This is a genomic window from Oryzobacter terrae (assembly GCF_042756445.1).
GTDB lineage: Bacteria > Actinomycetota > Actinomycetes > Actinomycetales > Dermatophilaceae > Oryzobacter > Oryzobacter terrae.
The window spans coordinates 2,539,102-2,558,328 of record NZ_CP170578.1; the positions used below are offsets into that span (position 1 = coordinate 2,539,102).

Annotated in this window: 18 protein-coding genes; 10 read left to right on the forward strand and 8 right to left on the reverse strand. The window is 74.6% G+C overall.

What is annotated here, in order from left to right:
- Positions 1 to 40: 40 nt before the first annotated feature.
- The gene (locus ACFWN3_RS11995) at positions 41 to 682 is read right to left on the reverse strand and encodes a hypothetical protein (protein ID WP_377639872.1); all 642 of its coding nucleotides are present in this window, start codon (positions 680 to 682) and stop codon (positions 41 to 43) included.
- A 244-nt stretch (positions 683 to 926) separates the two neighbouring features.
- On the opposite strand from ACFWN3_RS11995, the gene ACFWN3_RS12000 reads away from it, so the two are divergent.
- Genes ACFWN3_RS12000 through ACFWN3_RS12010 form a run of 3 tightly spaced genes read left to right on the forward strand, consistent with a single transcriptional unit; the run spans position 927 to position 4,273 of the window.
- Positions 927 to 1,631, forward strand: coding sequence for a hypothetical protein (locus tag ACFWN3_RS12000; protein ID WP_377639874.1), 705 nt, complete (start codon positions 927 to 929; stop codon positions 1,629 to 1,631).
- A 46-nt stretch (positions 1,632 to 1,677) separates the two neighbouring features.
- The gene (locus ACFWN3_RS12005) at positions 1,678 to 3,633 is read left to right on the forward strand and encodes a histidine kinase (protein ID WP_377639876.1); all 1,956 of its coding nucleotides are present in this window, start codon (positions 1,678 to 1,680) and stop codon (positions 3,631 to 3,633) included.
- Positions 3,626 to 4,273: a response regulator gene (locus tag ACFWN3_RS12010; protein ID WP_377639877.1), complete on the forward strand. Its 648-nt coding sequence runs from the start codon at positions 3,626 to 3,628 to the stop codon at positions 4,271 to 4,273. The genes ACFWN3_RS12005 and ACFWN3_RS12010 overlap by 8 nt, the downstream gene beginning before the upstream one ends.
- Positions 4,274 to 4,321: 48 nt before the next feature.
- Here ACFWN3_RS12010 and ACFWN3_RS12015 read toward each other — a convergent pair whose 3' ends face one another.
- The gene (locus ACFWN3_RS12015) at positions 4,322 to 6,487 is read right to left on the reverse strand and encodes a DEAD/DEAH box helicase (protein ID WP_377639879.1); all 2,166 of its coding nucleotides are present in this window, start codon (positions 6,485 to 6,487) and stop codon (positions 4,322 to 4,324) included.
- 256 nt (positions 6,488 to 6,743) lie between these two features.
- Here ACFWN3_RS12015 and ACFWN3_RS12020 point away from each other — a divergent pair, with 256 nt between their 5' ends.
- On the forward strand, positions 6,744 to 8,390 hold the full coding sequence (locus ACFWN3_RS12020) for an ABC-F family ATP-binding cassette domain-containing protein (RefSeq protein ID WP_377639881.1): 1,647 nt from the start codon (positions 6,744 to 6,746) through the stop codon (positions 8,388 to 8,390).
- Between the two features lie 24 nt (positions 8,391 to 8,414).
- On the opposite strand, the gene ACFWN3_RS12025 is transcribed toward ACFWN3_RS12020, so the two are convergent.
- The 3 genes from ACFWN3_RS12025 to ACFWN3_RS12035 form a co-directional block, all read right to left on the reverse strand.
- Positions 8,415 to 9,098 carry a VOC family protein gene (locus ACFWN3_RS12025; RefSeq protein WP_377639883.1) on the reverse strand — a complete coding sequence of 228 codons (684 nt, stop codon included), beginning with the start codon at positions 9,096 to 9,098 and terminating at the stop codon, positions 8,415 to 8,417.
- Positions 9,099 to 9,192: 94 nt separating this feature from the next.
- Positions 9,193 to 9,957 carry a cytochrome P450 gene (locus tag ACFWN3_RS12030; RefSeq protein WP_377639885.1) on the reverse strand — a complete coding sequence of 255 codons (765 nt, stop codon included), beginning with the start codon at positions 9,955 to 9,957 and terminating at the stop codon, positions 9,193 to 9,195.
- The gene (locus ACFWN3_RS12035) at positions 9,840 to 10,574 is read right to left on the reverse strand and encodes a cytochrome P450 (protein WP_377639887.1); all 735 of its coding nucleotides are present in this window, start codon (positions 10,572 to 10,574) and stop codon (positions 9,840 to 9,842) included. The genes ACFWN3_RS12030 and ACFWN3_RS12035 overlap by 118 nt, the downstream gene beginning before the upstream one ends.
- A gap of 84 nt (positions 10,575 to 10,658) precedes the next feature.
- On the opposite strand from ACFWN3_RS12035, the gene ACFWN3_RS12040 reads away from it, so the two are divergent.
- A complete protein-coding gene (locus ACFWN3_RS12040) occupies positions 10,659 to 11,651 on the forward strand; it encodes a patatin-like phospholipase family protein (RefSeq protein WP_377639889.1) in 993 nt (330 codons plus the stop codon).
- Between the two features lie 91 nt (positions 11,652 to 11,742).
- Positions 11,743 to 11,970 (forward strand): hypothetical protein, encoded by a 228-nt coding sequence (locus ACFWN3_RS12045; RefSeq protein ID WP_377639891.1) that lies wholly within the window; start codon positions 11,743 to 11,745, stop codon positions 11,968 to 11,970.
- Here the strand turns inward: ACFWN3_RS12045 and ACFWN3_RS12050 are convergent.
- Positions 11,942 to 12,334, reverse strand: a complete 393-nt coding sequence (locus ACFWN3_RS12050; RefSeq protein ID WP_377639893.1) for a hypothetical protein — start codon at positions 12,332 to 12,334, stop codon at positions 11,942 to 11,944. The two genes, ACFWN3_RS12045 and ACFWN3_RS12050, sit on opposite strands and share 29 nt — an antisense overlap.
- Positions 12,335 to 12,622: 288 nt before the next feature.
- Here ACFWN3_RS12050 and dnaK point away from each other — a divergent pair, with 288 nt between their 5' ends.
- From dnaK to ACFWN3_RS12070, 4 genes are all read left to right on the forward strand, one after another.
- Entirely contained in the window at positions 12,623 to 14,524 is a 1,902-nt protein-coding gene (gene dnaK, locus ACFWN3_RS12055; RefSeq protein ID WP_377639894.1) for a molecular chaperone DnaK, read from the forward strand.
- Complete coding sequence (grpE, locus tag ACFWN3_RS12060) at positions 14,521 to 15,180, forward strand: nucleotide exchange factor GrpE (protein ID WP_377639896.1); 660 nt, start codon at positions 14,521 to 14,523, stop codon at positions 15,178 to 15,180. Before dnaK ends, grpE begins: the two co-directional genes overlap by 4 nt.
- Positions 15,181 to 15,262: 82 nt before the next feature.
- Entirely contained in the window at positions 15,263 to 16,294 is a 1,032-nt protein-coding gene (locus ACFWN3_RS12065) for a DnaJ C-terminal domain-containing protein (RefSeq protein WP_377639898.1), read from the forward strand.
- A gap of 11 nt (positions 16,295 to 16,305) precedes the next feature.
- Positions 16,306 to 16,776, forward strand: coding sequence for a heat shock protein transcriptional repressor HspR (locus ACFWN3_RS12070; RefSeq protein WP_377639900.1), 471 nt, complete (start codon positions 16,306 to 16,308; stop codon positions 16,774 to 16,776).
- Positions 16,777 to 17,025: 249 nt separating this feature from the next.
- On the opposite strand, the gene ACFWN3_RS12075 is transcribed toward ACFWN3_RS12070, so the two are convergent.
- Together ACFWN3_RS12075 and ACFWN3_RS12080 are read right to left on the reverse strand one after the other, a co-directional pair.
- Positions 17,026 to 18,048, reverse strand: a complete 1,023-nt coding sequence (locus ACFWN3_RS12075) for a hypothetical protein (RefSeq protein WP_377639902.1) — start codon at positions 18,046 to 18,048, stop codon at positions 17,026 to 17,028.
- A 135-nt stretch (positions 18,049 to 18,183) separates the two neighbouring features.
- Complete coding sequence (locus tag ACFWN3_RS12080; protein ID WP_377639903.1) at positions 18,184 to 18,984, reverse strand: TspO/MBR family protein; 801 nt, start codon at positions 18,982 to 18,984, stop codon at positions 18,184 to 18,186.
- Between the last annotated feature and the right edge of the window lie 243 nt (positions 18,985 to 19,227).

Consider the following 19,227-nt stretch of genomic DNA (forward strand, 5'->3'; position numbering starts at 1 on the left):
CCGCCGGCCGAGTGGGAGGGGGCGGCGCGAGGACGACCCCTCAGTCGGTCCGGACGTCGACGACGAGCCGGGACGGGTTCTCCAGCACCGCGACCCGGAACGGCCGTTCCTCGTCGAGGCCGACGAACGTCTGCGCCATGCCCTCGAACCCGCCGCAGATCCCCGACACCTCCGCGAAGGCCGTACCGGACAGGCGGGGGTCGCCGAGGTCGGGGCACGGGCCGTTGCCGTCCATGTCGGGATAGCCCACCGACGTGACGACGACCTCGAGGAACGCGTTGCCCTCGACGTCGACGGGATCGCCGCTGGCCTCGCCCCTGGGCTCGTCGACATAGCGGACCCGGTAGGTGGCGGTGTCCGGCCCGTCGAACTGCCACACGACGCGGTCGTAGCCGGGGTGCGTCCCGACGCGGACCTTCGCCCACGCCCCGAGGTCCGGGCCGAGGTCGGGGAAGTCGGACGAGGTGACGTCGTCGAGAGAGAACCCGGCGGCGGAGGCGCTCGCCGACGGTGAGGGCGAGGTCGAGCCGGACGCCGACGGGGAGGGCGACGCCGTGGTCGCCGAGGCCGAGGGGCTCGTCGAGGTCGAGACCGTGGGGTCGTCGTCACCGTCCGCGCACCCGGCGAGGAGCAGCAGGCCCGCGGCGAGGGCGGTGGCCCGGATGGTCGTGCGCGTCGTCATCGTGTCCCTCTCGTCACTCCTGTCACGTCCACGGTACGCGCGACGGCCCCGCCGCACGCGTCGTCCGCAGCGCGCGCCGGTCACGATCCGGTCGCGGGTGCGGGGGGGTCCCGCGCCACCCTCCCGGGCCGACGGGACACCCGCCCCTGTGGGACGGGACGCGGGGCGCGGCACGGTCGTCCCGTCACCAACCGACACCACACCGGCGGAGCCCTCCGCCAGAACGAGAAGGAACCACCACGCCATGAGCACCAGCACCCTCTCCCCGACGCGACCGGCCGAGGCCGCCACCGTCACCCGCACCGGCCGCGCCTGGGCCGCGACCGGAGTCGCCGCCGGCCTCTCCGCCGTCGTCGGCATCGCGGCCTCGATGCAGATCGACGCCGTCTACGACCCGGCCTCCGAGGGCGACCCCGAGGCCATCGTCGCCCGTCTCGGCGAGCTCGTCCCGCAGATCCTCGTCTTCCACACGGCGACGATGCTCTTCACGGTCCTGCTCGTCGTCTTCGCCGCCGGCCTGCGCCGTCGGCTGGCCGACCAGCTCCCCACCCGGAGCATCCTCCCGGACGTCGCGGCGGGTGGCCTCGGCCTCGTCTCCGTCGCCGGCCTCCTCGGGTCCGGCCTCACGACCGAGTTCGTCTTCGCCGTCGCCGACCCGAGCATCCCGCTCGTGCCGGAGACCGCCGTCCTGTTCAACCACTGGGTGGGCACCATCCCGTGGATCTGGGTCGGTGCCGGCGTCGCCGGGGTCGCCGTCGCCATCGCGTCGCTCCGCCACGGCGGTGCCGCGAGGTGGCTCGGCTGGGTCGGCCTCGTCCTCGGCGGCCTCACCCTCCTGCTCGGCGTCTCGCCGCTGCAGTACATGGCGGGCATGACCGGGCCGATCTGGCTCCTCGTCACCGCCGTGGGCCTGACGCTGGGTGACCGCGCCACGCGGTCGCGCGGCTGAGAAACCGCAGTTCACCGCCGTGGAGCGGCGCTATGGTGCCGACACCATGACCACGGACCCCGCCCCCCACCGGGTCGGCCTGCCCCGGGCGGCCGCGGCCGTCGCCGCGACCGCCTGGGGCTGCGCCGTGCTCGCGGTCGTCCTCGTCGTCGTCGCCCGCCCGCCCCTCGGCGAGGGCCTGTGGTTCTTCGTCGTCGACGTGGCCGTGGCCGCCGTCTACGGGACGGTGGCGGCCCTCATCCTCGCCCGGCGCCCGCACGCCGTCGGCTGGCTCCTCGCCCTCGCCGCGGTCGGTGGCGGGCTGGCGGCCCTGGGGTTCGGCTACCCGGCGCTCGCCGAGCTCCGACCCGGCCTCCCGGGCGTCGCGGTCGTCGAGTGGCTCCAGGCCACGGCCTGGGTCCCCGGCACCCTCGCCCTCTTCCTCGTCGTCCCCTGGCTCGTGCGCGACCACCGGCTCGGCCGCGCCGTGTGGGGCGTCGTCGCCGGCGCCGCGCTCGTCGTCGGGATCCTCGCGGCCCAGCTGCTCGAGCTCTACCCGGTCTTCGTGGGGCTGCTCGTCGCGGCGGTCGTCGTCGGCCTCGTCGCGGCCGCCGCCGTCGAGCACCGTCACCTCCGGGGCCCGGTGGAGGAGCGCAACGGCCTGGGCTGGCTCGCCCTCGGAGCCGCGATCCTCGCCCTGTCGTTCGTCCCGCTGGTCCTGCCGCCCGACGGGCCGGTGACGGTGCCGCTGTGGACCACCTCGGCCCTCCACCTCGTCTCGCAGGCCGTGTACCCCGCGGCGATCCTCGTCGCCGTCCTCCGCAGCCGGATGTGGGGCCTGCGGCTCGTGGTGAGCCGCACCGTCCTCGCCGGGCTGCTCACCGTCTCCCTCGCCGCGGTCTACGTCGTCGTCACCGTTGTCGCGACCCGGCTCGTGCCCGGTGAGGGCGCCGCGGGCCTCGTCGGTGCCGCCGTCGTCGCCGTCGCCGTGCAGCCGGCCCGCCTCTGGCTCGACCGCCGGGTGCACCGGCTCGTCTACGGAGCGGCGGCGTCCCCGGACCACGTCGTGCGCCGCCTCGGCAGCCACCTGCGCCTCGCCGAGACGGCCGACGACCTCCTCCACGGGCTCGCGGCCGACGTCGGGACCGCCATGCGCCTGGAGTCGGTGGCGGTCGTCCTCCCCGGGCGCCCGCCGGTGATCTGGGGCACCCCCGGCGAGCGCCCGCTCGTCACCCCGCTCGCCCACCGCGGCGAGCACGTCGGCGAGCTCGAGGTCACCCTCCCCGGAGGCGAGTCGCTCGGCACCCGCGGCGAGCAGACGCTGGCCGACCTCGCCACCGTCGTCGCCACCGCCGCGGCGGTGACCCGGGCGGCCGAGGAGGTCGACGAGGCGCGCACCCGGCTCGCGCGGGCACGGCTCGAGGAGCGCCGGGTCATCCGCCGCGAGATCCACGACGGGCTCGGCCCGTCCCTCGCCGGCCTGCGGCTCGGGCTGCAGGGGGCGCGCAACCTCATGGCGAGCGACCCCGCCTCGGCGGCCGCGCTCCTCGCCACGCTCCAGGCCGAGCTCGACCAGCGCGTCGACGACGTCCGAAGCCTCTCGCACAGCCTCCTCCCCCCGGTGCTCGACGAGCTCGGCCTCGCCGCGGCCCTCGCCGAGCTCGCCGCCCGGCACGCCGAGGACGGTGTGGAGGTCCGGCTCGACCTCCACCACGACGACGTCCTCGACACCCAGGTGGCGGCCGCCGCGTACGGCATCGCATCCGAGGCGGTGACGAACGCAGTGCGGCACAGCGGGATGCGCAGCTGCACCGTCACGACGGCCACCACCGAGAGCGGGCTCGTCGTCCGCGTCGCCGACGAGGGCCACGGCATCGCCGAGGACGCCAGGTCAGGGGTGGGGACGCGCTCGATGCGCGAGCGCGCCGAGGAGCAGGGCGGGGTCCTCGACCTCCGGTCGGCGCCCGGCGTGGGGACGACCGTCGAGGCCGTCCTCCCCGTGGGGGCGGGCGCGCGTGTCTGAGCCGATCCGCGTCGCCGTCGTCGACGACCACCCCGTGTTCCGCCTCGGGATGGCGGGGCTGCTCGACTCGCTGCCGGGCATCAGCGTCGTCGGCCAGGCCGAGGACGCCGCCGGGGCGCTCGCCCTCCCGCTCGGTGACGTCGACGTCGTCCTCATGGACCTCCACCTCGGCGAGGACTCCGGCATCGAGACGACGCGCGAGATCGTCCGCCGCGACCCCGGGGCCCGCGTCCTCGTCGTGACGATGCGCGAGGACGACGACGCCGTCGCCTCCTGCATGCGGGTGGGGGCGCGGGGCTACCTCCTCAAGGGCGCCGGTCCCGACGAGGTCGAGCGGGCCGTGCGGGCCGTGGCCAACGGCGACGTCATCCTCGGCTCGGCCGTGGCCGCGCGGGCCGTCGCCGCGCTGACGTCCGGGCGCTCGGCCGTGCGGGTGCCCTTCCCCGAGCTCACCGACCGCGAGCGCGAGGTCCTCGACCTGGTGGCGCGTGGGCACGACAACCTCACGATCTCGCGACGGCTCGTCCTGTCGCCGAAGACGGTGCGCAACGTCGTGTCGAACGTGCTGACCAAGCTCGCCGTGCGCGACCGGGCGGCCGCGATCGTCCGGGCCCGTGAGGAGGGCCTCGGCGTCGACTGAGGCGTGCGACCCCAGGGTCCGGACCCGGGGGTCGCTCCCAGGCGGGACCTACTCGGTGTCGAACGACCCGGCGGTGGTGGGGCCCTCGGCCTCCAGCGCCTCGGTGAGGAGGGTGACGAGCGCCTCGAGCTGGACGTCGGCCGACGAGCCGACCTCCTCGTCGGAGCCGTCGAGGGCGATGGCCGCCAGCCCGGCCTTGTCGTCGATGAGCTGGGCGATCTTGGGGTCGATGGTCTGCGCCGCGATGATCCGCCACGCGGTGACCGGTTCGGTCTGGCCGATCCGGTGGACGCGGTCGATGGCCTGGGTCTGTTCCGCCGAGGTCCAGGACAGCTCGGCGAGGACGACGTTCGAGGCGACCTGGAGGTTGAGCCCGACGCCGGCCGCGGTGAGCGAGCAGACGGCGACGTGGACCTCGGGGTCGGTGAGGAACGCCTCGATGTTGGCCTTGCGGACCTTCGGCGTCTGGTCGCCGCGGATCGACGCGTACCCGACGCCCCGCTTGGCGAAGGTCGCCTCGGCCGCGTCCATGACGTCGATGTGCTTGGCGAAGAAGACGACCTTGCCGACGCTGCGGGCCAGCTGGGCGGCGTAGTCGGCAGCGAGGCCGGCCTTCGCCTGGCCGATCCGCCGCATCACCGTGAAGACGTTGTCGCCGGTCTTGTCGGTGCCCGCGTTCTTCCGTTCGGCGGCCGCGACCTTGCGGACGAGGTCGTGGTCGATGGCGTCGACGTCGACGTCGACGGCCCGGGCGGCCCGCGACGCCCGGTAGCGCGCGACGAGGCGGCGGGCCAGCTCCTGCTCCGCCGCACGGATCGAGCGGCCGGCCTCGTCGTCGAGCTCGACGGGGAGGTCGGCGACGCGGCGGGCCGGGATGTCGGCGGCGACGTCGACCTTGCGCCGTCGGACGATGCCGAGGTCGATGACGCTCGTGCGCGCGGCCGTGTAGAACCCGCGGTCGGCGGGGGACAGGCCGTTGGCCTCCAGCGCCGCCATGAGGGCGGGCCGCGGCTTGGTGTCGTCGATCCAGCCGAGGAACTGCCAGATGGCCCGGAAGTCCTCGATGTCGTTGATGAGCGGCGTCCCGGTGAGGGCCATGAAGAGCGGGTTGGCGCTGCGGGCCCGGATCCGCTCGGAGAGCCGCAGGACGTGCCGCGAGCGCTGCGAGGTCTTGTTCTTGATGAAGTGCGCCTCGTCGACGACCATCCCGCGGAAGCCGTGCTCGCCGAGCCAGCCGACGTGCCGGTCGAGGATCTCGTAGTTGACGATGACGATGTCGGCGAAGCCGTCGGTCGTGTCGCCGTCGCCGTGGACGACCGTCGCGGACCGGCGCGGGGTCCACAGCTCGGCCTCGTGCGCCCAGTTGGCCTTGACGACGTTCGGGACGACGACGAGGAGGGGGAAGGCGCCCGCGGCGTCGGCCGCGAGGAGGGCCTGGGCGGTCTTGCCGAGCCCCGGCTCGTCGGCGAGGAGGAAGGTGCGGTGGCCCTGCGCGGCGGCCGCCACGACCTGCGCCTGGTGGTGCATCAGCTCGAGGTCGCGGATGCCGTGGACGACGTCGGACGGCTCGGGCAGCGGCATGCACGTGGCGTCGCCGCCGTACTCGAACGCGCGGAACAGCGGGCTGAGCAGCTCCCAGCCGCCGAGCCGGTTCGTCGTGGGGCGGGGCGCCGCCGCGGCCGCGGACAGGTCGGGCGCGAGGAACGGGTTCGCGAGCTGGCGGGCGATGACGGTCTGTGGCACCACCCGGCGCGGCGCCGGCGCCGCCTCGGTGTCGGGCCGGGGCTCCGGCTCGGGCTCGGGCTCGGGCTCGCGCCCGGCCTGGCGGAGCAGGTCGTTCTTCAGGCTCACCGCGGCGGGCGAGACGACGGCGCCCTCGGCGAGCAGCTGGAGGAGCGAGGTGTCGCGGGCGGCCGTCTTGGCCAGGATCGTCGCGATGCCGTCGAGGCGGGTCAGCACGGCGGTCCGCTCGCCCTCGGTCACCTCGGTGTCGGCCTTGATCCGGGCGCGCTCCTCGCGGACGAGGAGGGCGACCACCTGGTAGGCGGTGCGGCGGCTCGGGCGCACCGGGCCGCGCTGGGCGTCGGCCTCGACCTGGCGGACGGTGCGCGCGAGGACGGGGATGATCCCCTCGTCGTCGACGGCGCGCGGACGACGCCGCGACCGCGGCTCGCTGCGCGGCGCGGTGGAACGGCGTGACGCTCGTGGTGCCAAACGCTTCCCTCTGACTCGGTCGAACGCGGCGTGGGGGGACGTCGTCGGGGACGGGTCCGCCGTGCGTGGGGGCGCTGCGGGAGCCGCGCCGCGAACACGGCACACCTGGCCCCCGCGAGTGCCCGCCGAGGACCGGGCCTGAGGTCCCCTCGTCGCTGGTGCGTCCTCGTCACGCGACGGGACACGACACCAGCGTACGGGGTCGACCACGGCGACCGGTACGGACGGGCCCCCTGACGGAAACTACGATCGCCGGATGAGCGCCACCCTCGTCGCCCGGAGCCTCGCCGGTGGCCACGCTCACCGGACCCTCTTCGACTCCCTCGACCTCACCGTCGCCCCCGGCGACGTCGTCGGGGTGGTCGGCGCCAACGGGGCCGGCAAGACCACCCTGCTGCGGATCCTCGCCGGCGACCTGGCCCCGCTCGAGGGTGTCGTGGCCGCGGCGCCGACCGACGCCTTTGTCGGCTGGCTGCCCCAGGAGCACGAGCGCGTGCCGGGCGAGACCATCGCCCACTACGTCGCCCGCCGCACGGGGGTCGCCGCGGCCACGGTCGCGATGGAGCGGGCGGCCGAGGCGCTCGGTGCGGACGACCCGTCGCGCTCCGCCGAGGACGACTACGGGCACGCGCTCGACCACTGGCAGGCCAGTGGTGCGCCGGACCTCGACGAACGGCTCCCGGCGGTGCTCGCCGACCTCGGCCTCGACGTCGACCCCGGCGCCCTCATGACGTCCCTCTCTGGTGGGCAGGCGGCCCGGGCCGCGCTCGCCGCCCTGCTGCTCAGCCGCTTCGACGTCGTCCTGCTCGACGAGCCCACCAACGACCTCGACCTCGCCGGGCTCGAGCGCCTCGAGGGGTTCGTGCGGGGCCTGCGGTCCGGTGTCGTCCTCGTCTCCCACGACCGCGAGTTCCTCTCGCGGGTCGTGACCCGCATCGTCGAGCTCGACCTCGCGCAGCACCGGGTGGCGGTCTACGACGGCGGCTACGACGCCTTCCTCGACGAGCGCGCCGTGGCCCGGCGGCACGCCCGCGAGGCCTACGAGGAGTTCGCCGACAGGAAGGCCGACCTCGTCTCCCGCGCCCGCACCCAGCGGGAGTGGAGCTCGCAGGGCGTGCGCAACGCGATGAGGAAGTCGCCCGACAACGACAAGATCCGGCGCAGGGCGCAGGCGGAGTCGTCGGAGAAGCAGGCGCAGAAGGTCCGCCAGATGGAGTCGCGGATCGCGCGACTCGAGGAGGTCGAGGAGCCGCGCAAGGAGTGGGCGCTGCGCTTCACCATCGGCAGCGCCCCCCGCTCGAGCTCGGTCGTCGCGACCCTCGACGCGGTGACGGCCGCCCTCGGGCCCTTCACCTTCGGACCGGCCTCGCTCCAGGTCAGCGCCGGCGACCGGATCGGCGTCACCGGTCCCAACGGCGCCGGCAAGACGACCCTGCTCCGCCTCCTCACGGGGCGGCTCGCGCCGGACACCGGCCGGGCCGGCCTCGGCGCCTCGGTCGCCGTGGGCGAGATCGACCAGGCCCGGACCGGGCTGGCCGAGGAGCGGTCCCTCGGTGACGCGTTCGAGGCAGCGGTGCCGCAGATGGCGCCCGCCGAGGTCCGCACCCTGCTCGCGAAGTTCGGCCTCAGGGCGGACCAGGTCTCCAGCCTCGTCAGCCGGCTCTCGCCCGGCGAGCGGACCCGGGCGGCGATGGCCCTGCTGCAGGCACGCGGGGTCAACCTCCTCGTCCTCGACGAGCCGACGAACCACCTCGACCTCCCCGCGATCGAGCAGCTCGAGGAGGCGCTCGACTCCTACGACGGCGCGCTGCTGCTCGTCAGCCACGACCGGCGCCTGCTCGAGCGGGTCCGCCTCGACCAGCGCTGGCACGTCGAGGACGGCCGGGTCACCACCACGGGGTGACCCGGGAGCGCCGAGGGAGGGTCCTCAGGCCTCGCGGTCCTCGGGGCCGCCGTCGCGGTCGAGGGCCGTGCAGATGCAGACCTTGTTCCCCTCGGGGTCGGCGAGGACGGTGAACGAGGGCGCCTCGGAGTCGTGGACGACCGTGCCGCCGGCGGCCACGGCGGCGGCGATGCGCTCGGCGGCGACCTCGGGGGCGAGCCACAGGTCCCAGTGCCAGCGCTGCCGGGGCTCGTCGTGGGCGTCGGTGTCCTGGAACCAGACGTGGGGCAGCCCGGGGGCGAGGTCGACGATGTCGCCCTCCTCGCGGTGGTGGTCGGCGTCGCCGGTGAGGACCGCCGCCCAGAACCGGGACTGCTCGGGTGTCGACCACGTGTCGAGGCCGAGCTCGAGCTGGGCGAGGAGGTGCGGCTCGGGAGTGAGGCCGTGCCCGCGGGCCACCTCGGTGACCGCGTGGGCCGCGGCGACGTCGTCGGCGGTGACCCACAGGCCCCTGTCGTGGCGGGTGGCCGCCCGCACGACGACGCTGCGGTGGCCGAGCGTGAGGTCGAGGTGGTCGGCGTGCGGCCCGGCGGCCCCGACCGCGGCGGCCACGAAGGCCGCGCCGGACGAGACGTCGGGGGAACGATAGCGCGCGTGCAGCCCCTGGGCGAGCACGCGCCAGTCGTCGAGGCGGGCGGCGAGGACGTCGGCGTACGTCAGCGGTTCCATGGGCCGACCCTGCCACCGGCCACCGACACCCGGGGCGCGCGCGCCCCCGGATCGCGGGCGGCGACCGGACCGGGTCGAGCCACGCCGGGTCGGGTCAGCCGACGGGAGTGGCCGCGACGACCTCGACGGGCGCGGGGACCTCGACCACCGGCTGGCGCGAGACGACGACACGCGCTCCGTGCCGCGGGACGCTCGTGATGTTGCGGACCCTCGGCTCGTCCTCGCCGACCGCGACGACGTCGAACGCGGTGAACACCTCGCGGAGCACGGCGACGCCCTCGAGGAGGGAGAACCCCGCCCCGATGCAGCGCCGCACCCCGCCCCCGAACGGCAGCCAGGTGTTCGGCGGTGGGCTGGTGCCGAGGAAGCGCCCGGGCGAGAACGCGCCGGGCTCGGGGTGGTTCTCGGGCCGGGCGTGGGCGACGAGGATCGAGGCCGCCACGGTGGCACCCGCGGGGAGGTCGACGCCCCCGACCGTCGCCGGTGCCTTGAGGGTGCGCACGACCATCGGGATGACGGGGTGCAGGCGCATCGACTCCTTGAGCACCGCCTCGAGCCACGCGTCATCACCCGAGGTCGCCGCGGTCCGGGCGCGCTCGCGCTGCTCGGGCGAGCGACCGACCTCGTACAACGCCCAGGCGAGCGCGGTGGCGGTCGTCTCGTGGCCGGCGAGGAGCAGGGTGACCATCTGGTCGCGCAGCTCGGCGTCGGTGAGGCGGTCGCCGCCGTCGTCGACCCGGATCAGCCGCGAGAGCACGTCGCCACGCCCGGCGAGGTCGGCACAGGCGCGGCGCTCGCGGATCTCGGCGTGGATGAGGGCGTCGAGCTCGTGGATCGTCTCGGCGGCCCGGCGCCACATCCCGACCCGGCGCAGGGCCGGAAAGGGGCCGCCGAGGAGGACGGCCGGGTTGACGTCGACCGTCGCGGTGACGAGGGGCGCAGCCGGTCCAGGCGCGCGTCGTCGGTGACGCCGAAGACGACGCGGAGGATGACCTCGAGGGTCAGCGCGTTCATCCGGTCCAGGGCGCGCAGCTCGACCCCGGGCCGCCACGACGCGACCTCGGCCCGCGCGACGTCGGTCACGAGGTCCTCGTAGCCGCGCATCGCCCGTCCGGAGAAGGCCGGCATCAGCAGCCGTCGGGCGCGCCGGTGCTGCGCGCCGTCGACGAGCAGGAGCGAGTGCTCGCCCATGACCGGTCCGAGGATGGAGTTGGCCTCGCCGGCGTGGAAGACGTCGGGGTCGCCGGCGAAGACGTCGCGGATGGCGTCGGGACGGGTGAAGAAGACGGTGGCCCGGGGCGCCGGGACGAGGCGCACGGTGAAGACGTCGCCGTAGCGGCGGTGCAGCCACGGCACGAAGCGGTGCCGGAAGCGCAGGAGGGCGGCGCTCTGGACGAGTCGGGGAAGGCGCGGGCCCGGAGGCAGGTGGGCGTGGTCGAGCCCGGTGCCGCCACGCGCCGCCGGGTGCCTGCCCATGCCTCGTCCTCTCACCCCTCGTCCCGAGCCTACGGCCCGCCCGCCCGCACCGCACCGGTCCGTCTCCGGGGCTACTCTGCGGCCATGGGATCTCGAGTCGCCCTCGTGCTCGGGGCCGGGGGAGCCCGGGGCTACGCGCACATCGGCGCGGTGCAGGTCGTCCTCGAGCGCGGGCACGAGATCGTGACGATCGCCGGGACCTCGATGGGCGCCCTCGTCGGCGGGGTGACCGCGGCCGGGCGGCTCGAGGAGTACACCGAGTGGGCGACGAGCCTGACCCAGTACGACGTGTGGCGGCTGCTCGACATGAACCTCGGCGGCGGTGGCGCGATCCGGGCGGAGCGGGTCATCGGCAAGGTCTCGGACATCCTCGGCGGCGCCCTCATCGAGGAGTGCGCGGTGCCGTTCACGGCGGTCGCCACCGACCTCAACAACCGGCGCGAGGTGTGGTTCCAGCGCGGCCCCGTCGCGACGGCCATCCGCGCGTCGGTGGCGATCCCGAGCGTCGTCACCCCGGTGGTCGTCGGGGGGCGCCTCCTCGTCGACGGCGGCCTGATGAACCCGGTGCCGATCGAGCCCACGACGGCCGTCACGTCCGACCTGACCATCGCGGTGAGCCTGCAAGCGGGGCACACCCGCGGCGTCGACATCGAGCCCGCCTCACCCGTGCGGTCGGCGTCGGCGATCAGCGAGTCGGTGCGCTCCCTCACCTCGAGGGTCGGCGCGCTCATCGGGCACGCCACCCCTGACGGACCGGGCCGCGAGGGTGCGGAGACGACGGGCCCCGTTGCGGGAGAACGTGACTCGGTCGTGGAGGCGACCAGCTCGCCAGAGCGTCCGGTCGCGCCCGACTACCTCCCCGCGCCGAAGGACCTGTCGACGAGCGAGGTCTTCAACCGCTCCTTCGACACGATGGCCGCGCTCATCACCCGCTACCGGATGGCGAGCAACCCGCCCGACGTCCTCGTCAGCGTGCCCTCCGACGCCTGCCGCACCATGGACTTCCACCGCGCCGCCGAGATGATCGCCCTGGGCCGTGAGCTCACCGAACGGGCCCTCGACGCCGCCGGCGCCTGACCCGCACCCGCCCACCCGCCCGGCCCTGGACCCCTGACCCCCGCGCCCGGTCGAGATCGCCTGCCGCGCAGCCGATCCCGCCTTCCGCCTGGTGAACCTCGAGATCCTCGGCAACAGCGACCCCTACCTCCACGCCCACGTCTTCCCGCGCTACGAGTGGGAGCCGCCCGAGCACGTGGGGCGCCCGGTCTGGCGGTACGACCCGGCCGACTTCCACGGCCCCGACCACGCCCTGGGGCCGAGGCACGAGCCGCTCCGGCACCGGATCGCGGCCGAGCTGGCCGGGGCGGTCACTCGCGGGTCCACACCACCCCGCTGACGTCGACGAGGGTGTCGTCGACCAGCTCGAACCCGAACCCGATCCGGTGCCGGACGACGTTCCCCCCGGGCAGGCAGGTCAGCGTGCCGGGGACGTCGAGGAACGCCCCGTCGGCCCGGCCGGCCCCGACGAACCTGGCCGGGTCCCCTCCACAGGCGTTCGTGGCGGAGTCGTCGTAGAGGAAGACGCTGTAGGCGCCAGACCCGGAGCCGCGGATCGTCACCCACTGGTTGCTGCCGTCGAGGTCGGTCGAGGTCCAGGTCCCGGTGAACGGGCCGGACGCGGCGAGGGCGAGGCCGGGGGCGGCGACGGCGGCGCCGAGGGCCAGGAGGGTCGAGAGGACGGCGACCACGGTCCGTCGCATGGCGGGCTCCTTCGTCGGTGGGCGGCGGCGCGCGACGCGGCGCCGACCCCACGCTCCTCCGCGGGTGACGGCGGGGGCAATGGCCCGATGGCGTCATCCGGCACCTGGCCACGCCCCCCGACCGGGCCCCCTCGAACCCGGGTCCCGGTCCGGGAACACCAGGGCATGGAGCAGAGTTGAGCCGAGTGAACGCAAGTTTCGACCGTCCGGTTTGGTCAACCCGAGCGGGCGGTCTACCTTGAGTCCCAAGCACTCAACCCGCAGTCAGCAACGTCAGGAGCAGCCACCATGGCCCGTGCAGTCGGTATCGACCTCGGCACCACGAACAGCGCCGTCGCCGTCCTCGAGGGCGGCGAACCCACCATCATCGCGAACGCCGAGGGCGGTCGCACCACCCCGTCGGTCGTCGCGTTCTCCAAGGGCGGTGAGGTGCTCGTCGGCGAGATCGCCAAGCGCCAGGCCGTGACGAACGCCGACCGCACCATCCGCTCCGTCAAGCGCCACATGGGCACCGACTGGAGCTCCGACGACGTCGACGGCAAGAAGTACACCGCCCAGGAGATCAGCGCGCGCATCCTCCAGAAGCTCAAGCGCGACGCGGAGTCCTACCTCGGCGAGACCGTCACCGACGCCGTCATCACCGTCCCCGCGTACTTCGACGACCACGAGCGCCAGGCGACCAAGGAGGCCGGCGAGATCGCGGGCCTGAACGTCCTGCGCATCGTCAACGAGCCGACCGCCGCCGCGCTGGCGTACGGCCTGGACAAGGGCAAGGAGGACGAGCTCATCCTCGTCTTCGACCTCGGTGGCGGCACCTTCGACGTCTCGCTCCTCGAGGTCGGCAAGGACCCCGACGACGGCTTCTCGACCATCCAGGTCCGCGCCACCTCCGGCGACAACCAGCTCGGTGGCGACGACTGGGACGAGCGCGTCGTCAACCACCTCCTCACCACGGTGAAGAACTCCTCGGGCGTGGACCTGTCCAAGGACAAGATCGCGATGCAGCGGCTGCGCGACGCGGCCGAGCAGGCGAAGAAGGAGCTGTCGTCGGCGAGCTCGACGAACCTGTCGCTCCAGTACCTCTCGATGTCCGAGAACGGCCCCATCCACCTCGACGAGACGCTGACCCGCGCGCAGTTCGAGCAGATGACCAAGGACCTCCTCGACCGGACGAAGCAGCCGTTCCAGAACGTCATCAAGGACGCCGGGATCAGCCTGTCCGACATCGACCACGTCGTCCTCGTCGGCGGCTCCACCCGCATGCCGGCCGTCACCGCGCTCGTCAAGGAGCTCACCGGGGGCAAGGAGCCCAACAAGGGCGTCAACCCCGATGAGGTCGTCGCCCTCGGCGCGTCCCTCCAGGCCGGTGTCCTCAAGGGCGAGCGCAAGGACGTCCTTCTCATCGACGTCACCCCGCTCTCGCTCGGCATCGAGACCAAGGGCGGGCTGTTCACCAAGCTCATCGAGCGCAACACCGCCATCCCGACCAAGCGCAGCGAGGTCTTCTCGACGGCCGAGGACAACCAGCCGTCGGTGCTCATCCAGGTCTTCCAGGGCGAGCGCGAGATCGCGCAGCAGAACAAGCCGCTCGGCACCTTCGAGCTCTCCGGCATCGCGCCGGCGCCGCGCGGCGTCCCGCAGGTCGAGGTCACCTTCGACATCGACGCCAACGGCATCGTCAACGTGTCCGCCAAGGACCGGGGCACCGGCAAGGAGCAGAAGATCACCATCTCCGGCGGGTCCGCCCTGTCGAAGGAGGAGATCGAGCGGATGGTCAAGGACGCCGAGGCGCACGCCGAGGAGGACAAGGTCCGCCGCGAGGAGACCGAGACCCGCAACATGGGCGAGTCGCTCGTCTTCTCCACCGAGAAGTTCCTCGCCGAGTCCGGCGACAAGGTCTCGGCCGAGCTGCGCGGCCCGGTCGACGAGGCCCTCGTCGCCCTCAAGGACGCGATCAAGCCCGACTCCGGCGCCTCGCGCGACGACATCCAGGCCAAGATCGACGACCTCAACACCAAGTCCCAGGAGATGGGCGCGGCGATGTACGCCGCAGCCGCCGAGCAGGGCGAGTCCGGCGACGTCCCGGGCGCCGAGTCGACCGACGGCAGCGCCTCCACCGACGGCGCCTCCGGCTCCGACGACGACGTCGTCGACGCCGAGGTCGTCGAGGACGACGAGGAGAAGAAGTGACCGACTCCTCCACCCCGCACGACGACGTCGTGCCGGAGGACCTGACCCTCGAGGGCGAGGTCGTCGACGACGCGTCGGAGGACGCGGCGGACGACGCCATCAACACCGAGTCGGTCAACGACGGCGAGGAGGTGGCCCCCCAGCACGGTGGGGCCACCCCCGCCGGGTCGGGCGACGAGCCGCCGACGGCGAGCACCGGTGGGGGACACCCCGACACCGCGCTCGCGGCCGAGCGGCTGGCCGACCTCCAGCGACTCCAGGCCGAGTACGTCAACTACAAGCGCCGCGTCGACCGCGACCGCGCCCTCGTGCAGGAGCGGGCGGTGCGCGACGTCCTCGAGTCGATGCTGCCCGTCCTCGACGACATCGACGCCGCGCGCGAGCACGGCGACCTCGTCGGAGGGCCGTTCGCGGCGATCGCCGACAAGCTCGAGGGCTCCCTCGGGCGGTACGGGCTCGAGCGCTTCGGCGCCAAGGGCGAGGCGTTCGACCCGATGCAGCACGAGGCGCTCATGCACGCGCCGTGGCCCGAGGGCGACGCCGACCTGCCGGCCGATGCGTCGTCGACGACCGTCGTCACCGTGCTCCAGCCCGGCTACCGTGCCGGGGAGCAGGTCCTGCGGCCCGCCCGGGTCGCGGTCGCCGACCCCGACTGACGCCGGACCGGCTCCCGCCCGGTCGCACCGACCACGCCCGCACGTCCACGCCCCGCAGCACGGCAGCCGAGAGGAGGCGCCCATGGCCAGCCAGGACTGGTTCGAGAAGGACTTCTACGCGATCCTCGGCGTCCCCAAGGACGCCGACGACGCGGCCATCAAGAAGGCCTACCGCAAGCTCGCCCGGCAGTACCACCCCGACAAGAACCCCGGGAACGCCGCGGCCGAGCAGCGCTTCAAGGACGTCGGCGAGGCCCACGCGGTCCTCGCCGACAAGAAGCAGCGCCAGGAGTACGACGCCGTCCGCTCGATGGCGGGCGGCGGCGCCCGCTTCCGTGCCGGTGGCCCCGGTGGTGCCGGCGGGTTCGAGGACGTCTTCTCCGCCTTCGGGGGCGACGGCCAGCGGGTGCGCTTCTCCACGGGCGGCGCCGGGGGCCCGGGCGGGGCGGGGCAGCCCGACCTCGACGACCTCCTGGCGCAGATGTTCCGCGGTGGGGCCGGTGCACCGGGAGGACGTGGCGGGGGCGATCCGTTCTCCGGGTTCGGCGCTCCGCGCGGGCCTCGCCGGGGCGCCGACGTCCAGGCCCGCACGACGCTGAGCTTCCGCGACGCCGTCGAGGGCGCGACCGTGACGCTGCAGACCGCCGAGGGAGGGCGGATCACGACGAAGATCCCGGCGGGCGTCAAGGACGGGCAGAAGATCCGGCTGCGCGGCAAGGGCGCCGAGGGCGACCCCGGTGCCCCGCGCGGCGACCTCATGCTCAGCGTCTCGGTCGAGAAGCACCCGGTGTTCGGCCGCGACGGCGACGACCTCACCGTCGACCTGCCCGTCACCTTCGCCGAGGCCGCGCTCGGCGCCACGGTGCGCGTCCCGACCCTCGACGGCTCGTCGGTGCGCGTCAAGGTCGCACCGGGCACGCCGAGCGGCCGCGTGCTGCGGGTCAAGGGGCGCGGGGTCGCCGGGCGCCACGGCACCGGCGACCTCCTCGCCCGGGTGAGCGTCATCGTCCCGCAGCGGCTCACCGACACCGCCCGCGAGGCCCTCGAGGCGCTCGCCGCGGAGGAGGCCGACCTCGACCCGCGCGCCGAGCTCTTCACGCGCGCCGAGACCTGAGGGCGCCCGCCGTGACCCCCGTCGACCGCTCCGCGTTCGCCCCCGACGACGAGACCCCCGTCTTCGTCATCTCGGTCGCGGCCGAGCTCGCGGGGATGCACGCGCAGACCCTGCGCCAGTACGACCGGCTCGGCCTCGTCACCCCCTCGCGCACCCGCGGCGGCGGCCGCCGGTACTCCCAGCGCGACGTCGCCCTCCTCCGCGAGGTGCAGCGGCTCTCGCAGGAGGAGGGCGTCTCCCTCTCGGGCATCGCCCGGATCCTCGAGCTCGAGAACCAGGTGACGGCCCTGCGCGCGCGGGTCGTCGAGCTCGCCGCCGAGCTCGACGCCGTCCGCGCGTCCGCCGGTGGGGGCACCCGGGTGTTCTCGGTGTCGCCCTCCGGTGACGTCTACGCTGCGCGGCTCGGCGAGCGCCCGCGCCACCCCCGCTCGCAGGCCCTCGTCGTGTGGACCCCGTCCGCCCGACCCCGACACGACCGATAGGTCACGTCAGGTCCGGCCACCCCGTACCACGATCGACCAATAGGTCACTCTGGGTACGGGCTCCGTGTCCCTGATGTGACCTATTGGTCGATGTCGGTACGGGCGACGTGTCCCCGATGTGACCTATCGGTCGATCTGGGTACGGGCGCGGTGTACCTGATGTGACCTATCGGTCGATCTGGGTACGGGCGCGGTGTCCCTGATGTGACCTATTGGTCGATGGTGGTACGGCGGCGGGGCGTCCCGGGGTCAGGGGCGGAGCGGGAGGCGGGTCACCCAGTAGGAGGCGGTCTCGGGCGACGCGACGCCGAAGCGGGCGTTGACGGCCCAGAGGGAGCCGCCGGCCAGGGTCGCGGTCGAGGGGACGTCGAGCGTCTCGTCGGTGAGCGCCCCGTGCCAGTGGGCCGTCCGGCCGTCGCGCCCCTCGCGCAGCCGCAGCACCGAGACCTCGGCCTGGCCGCTGCCCCGGACGTCGTAGAGGGTGCTCCCGGCGAGGACGAGGCCGTCGCCACCGGTGAGCCCAGGCCCGCCCACCACGGGGATCTCGCGGGCGACGCCGGTGCGGGGGTCGACCGCGAAGAGCCCGCCCGTCGCGCTGTTGTTGAGGACGAGGGAGCCGTCGGCGAGCGCGCGGATCCCGTTGGCGTTCACCGCGGTCCCGTCGCCGGCCGGCCAGTCGCCGGTCAGCGGCAGGAACTCCGGGGCGGACCCGGTCGGCTGGCCGCGACGGTCGACCCGGATCGCCGTGAGCCGGTCGACCTTCAGCCGGGAGTCGGTCACCCACACGGCCCGGCGCGTCACGACGAGGTCGTTGAGGAAGACGGCACCGGGGACGACGACATCGGCGACCACGGCGCCCGTCCGGCCGTCCACCGCCCACACGTGGCCGACGGCGCCGACGTTGCCGGCCGCCCAGACGAGACCCGAGCGGGGGTCGCGGAACAGCCCGCGGATCTGGCGACCCGTGGCGCCGGCGAGCAGCACCGATGTGCCCTCGCGCCGCAGGTCGCCCGTGACGATCCGGCCGTCGGCGAGGGAGCCGACGTAGAAGCGGGTACCGGGCCCGGACGTGATCCCCTCGGGCCGCAGGCCGTCGGGCAGGGCGACGGTCTCGGGGAGCCGGGCCGGGCGGCGGTCGTGCCGCGACCCCACGGCGGCCGACGCGGAGGCGGCGCTCGGGGCGGCCACGAGGGCCGAGGCGGCGGCGAGCGTGAGGGCGCCGCGGCGAGTCAGGGACGAGGACGGGCGGGGGTTCTCGGGTCGGTGGGCCATACCCCATCCTGCGCGGGGGCTCCGGCGATCGGGGGTTTGCGTGACGTGTCGGGCACGACCTTCGACGGCCCACCGCGGCCGGCGGAGGACGGCGTGGCGCACGTCGACGCACCCTCCGGCCGGCGGAGCCCGACCTCAGACGGCGCGGTCGCGCTGCACCTTCGCGGCGGCGGACAGGACGACGAGCGCCGCGACGAGGGCCGCGAGCCCGACGACGACCGAGCGCGGCTCGGCGGCCGCGCGCCCGTAGGCGATCCACCCCAGGCCCCACGCCATCGCGACGGCGACCGCCCAGCGCCCGTCGAGGCGCAGGGCCAGCTCGCGCCCGACCCAGGCGGCGACGGCGAGGACCGCCACGCCGAGCGCCGCGGCGACGGTCGGCCCGGGGTCGACCCCGCTCGCCACGAAGGCGGCGGTGACGTTGGCGCACGTCGCGACCGCCACCCAGCCGAGGTAGAGGCCGAAGGTGCCGTCGACGAGCACGGTCTCGGGTGTGCCGTACGAGGGGTTCTCGGTGAGGCGGCGGACGAGGAGGCCGAGCGTCACGACGAGGGCGGCGATGACGCCGACGCTGACCCAGATCCAGCCCTGCTGGGTCACGAGGAGCCACAGCGCGTTGAGGACCATCGAGGCCGCGGCGAGCCAGCCGGTCGCCCGGTGCCGGCGGTCGGTGGCCTGCTCGGGGAGCCACTGCCACACGGTGTAGCCGAGCAGCCCGAGGTAGATGACGCTCCAGATCGAGAACGCCGGCCCGGCGGGGGCGAGCAGCGTCGCGTCGGCCGCGAGCGCGCCACCGGACGACTCCTCGACGCGGGTACCGATCACCCCGACGCCGACGAGCGTCCCGATGACGCAGAACAGCTCGGCGAGGGTGACCGCGACCTGCCGCAGCCGGTCGGAGCGCTCGACGTCCGGACGGGTTCCCGTGCTGGTCATGGACCCATTCGACCACGTGACCGGACGGTGGCGGCGCCCCGGCCGCGGGCCCCGACGACCGCGTCGAGGGAGCGCGGCCGGGTTGCGCCGCGGCCGTGGCGGGCCCGAGGTGCTGCCGAGGACCCAGCCGGTGCGTCTATCTTGTCCCTCGACGCGATCGCGCGGTCCGCCCGGACGCGCGGCCGGACCTGCCGAGAGCGATGGTGGGCCATGCCCGATGACGACCCGCCCCGGTCGTCCCGG